The sequence below is a fragment of the Pseudoalteromonas sp. HM-SA03 genome, from assembly GCF_002289345.1.
Taxonomy (GTDB): domain Bacteria; phylum Pseudomonadota; class Gammaproteobacteria; order Enterobacterales; family Alteromonadaceae; genus Pseudoalteromonas.
Map to the genome: position 1 here is coordinate 1 of NZ_NSDG01000091.1, position 2280 is coordinate 2280.

General features: G+C 37.5%; 3 protein-coding genes. All 3 read right to left on the reverse strand.

Features of this window, described 5'->3' with window-relative positions; all coding sequences use genetic code 11:
- Window positions 1–181: hypothetical protein (locus CKO50_RS24275; RefSeq protein ID WP_217989661.1), on the reverse strand; the 181-nt coding region annotated here is incomplete at its 3' end.
- An 18-nt stretch (window positions 182–199) separates the two neighbouring features.
- On the reverse strand, window positions 200–550 hold the full coding sequence (locus CKO50_RS18440) for a hypothetical protein (protein ID WP_141240164.1): 351 nt from the start codon (window positions 548–550) through the stop codon (window positions 200–202).
- A 764-nt stretch (window positions 551–1314) separates the two neighbouring features.
- Window positions 1315–2280 (reverse strand): hypothetical protein (locus CKO50_RS18450; protein ID WP_255230421.1); only part of this gene is annotated, 966 nt, incomplete at its 5' end.

Below are 2280 nucleotides of genomic sequence, written 5' to 3' on the forward strand. Positions count from 1 at the left end.
AAAACCGTTTAAACCCCCCTTCATCTAACACTAAGTGAAATCGCCACATTTCCCGCTGGATCGTTTGAAAATCCTCTCCATCCGTTTCACTGTCAAATAAAGCCAACCCTTTTTTTCTCTCCCCCATAAAGTGCAATATATTGTACTCTTCGAAAAAACCATTATAACGTGTAGTTCTCATACGAATATCGAGCCACTTTTACATCGGTTTTGCCGTAAATAATTGCATGGCGATTAGTAGGATCTCATGCTTCAACCCTTTTCCTTCTCCTTTTTTGCCATCTGGTTTCCAGTGCTTCCACGGCTCTTTCATTTCCGGAAGTGGCTTTTTAGGAAACTCTTCGTTAAGCTCATAGATTGGTTCATATATCTTATTTGCTACCTTAAATTGTTGTTCGAGTGACATCTCGCTCCAATAGTTCGCAGGCCTTCCTATCGCTTTATCATGCTCCACTGTAACTGGGTCTAGATGCCTAAACCCCTCGTATTCTGGCGATTCAGGGAGTGGTTTACTTTTATCCATAAAGCGGCGGATATCTTCAAATAACATAAGGCACTCTATCGGCACNTCTTCCATTTTCATTTACGATGGCGGTAATTTTGGCTTTAGGGAANCTTCTGTCCATTTTTATGGCTAATGATTGGCGCATAAGTCGTTGCACCATATTCATTGGTATAAACGCGTTGATAACGTACGTTTATATCTGAGTAATCAAAGCAACAATGCCCAAACTCATCTCGCTCAGTACAATGAGGTATATCAAAAGTAAACGATACTTTTTGTTTTTCTCTATCAAAATAAACGCATTTTTCTCCAACGAAGGTTGACAGGTAAGGAGTTAGATTAACCAATACTAAATTTATCACCATTAGTAGCGCTATTAGCTGCAAATGGTAAGCTTGAAGCTCTCCCGAAAAGAGAGCGACGAGCATTGTACCTACAAATATAATCATACATGTTAATGAGATAAGAAAAGGGCTTAATAGTACCACTCTAACAAGCGAGTTACCGCTAGTGCAGGTTTTAAAACGATGCGGCTTATTAAATCGCTTACCACAAACACCAGTTATCATATCTGCNTGTAAAGCAAATTCCAGCTCTTTTTTTATAAAATCCAAAGTTGTTGATAGTCAAGTAATAATTGTAATGAAAAGANATCGAGCATAACTCTCCTTGTATTTTTAATCCCTTAATGTCCTTAACTTTTTTAGTCGACAAAGAACCACTTATTATGATTAATTCCTACCATAAATCCATACGATTAATTTGGCAGTCATTGGCATCAAGTCTGAAGCCAGTTATAACTATAAACCCTATTCCGGATAGCAAAGTACTAGCTGTAACATTATCATAGTAAACATACCTCTTGGCTTAGGTGGCCGTGTGGGATCAGGGGTCCATACTTCCCACGGTTTTGTAATTTCTGGTTGAACTTTGCCCTCAGACCAGTCAAATTTTATAGCTTCCTGAAATATTTGCTCTTCAATTTCTCTTTGTTGTTCAAGGCTGAATTGTGTCCAAAAGCCTTTTGGCCGACCATTGCTTTCATCAAAAGACTTAGTGATTGGATCCAGTTCTCGATACAGCTCGTATTCCGGTGTATCAGGTAAAGGTTTATCTTGCTGCATATGCCTAACAATCGACTCCCATTCCAAAAAGCATCGTACTGGGTTTGATGTATCTCCATTAACTGATAATGTCAATTTCGCATTTGGGTAACTTTCTACATCTTTATGCCTGATTTCAATAAACGCTTTCATCAAACCTAAGGCACCTAGCTCATTTTTAATTATGCACTCTATATCATCCCAATCAAATGTTGGATTGCCAAATTCATCAAGCTCTTCAGCATTTCCTATTTTCCATGTAAAACTTACTTTTTGCTCTATGCGGTCAAAATAAGCGCCCCTAATAGGCATTCGGTCATAGAACAGCCCCAACAAGTTAACCATGAACAAAGAATATATGGGAATTAGATAGACAATATACCACGTAAAATCTTCCTCCGAAAATAGTGCAACAAGTGAATTAAGAACAAGGATAAACCAAAAATAAAAAGATACGCCTCCTGGTATACAAAGTAAAAAGAAAAGAATATCACCATCCTTTGCTTTATATAAATATCTAGACTTTAATTTGAAGAAAACTTCACTCTTAGGATCGTAAAACTTTTTATAAAACGCTAGCCCACACCGCTCTCTATTCACTCCACCTTTAAAGCTATGCTCGCTAAAAAATCGATTAAAGAAACTATTTTTCTGAAGTGTGTTCACTATTTT

Excerpts from the sequence above, each read along its gene's own strand:
- CKO50_RS18440 (WP_141240164.1), bottom strand. The coding sequence starts at position 550 with ATGTTATTTGAAGATATCCGCCGCTTTATGGATAAAAGTAAACCACTC.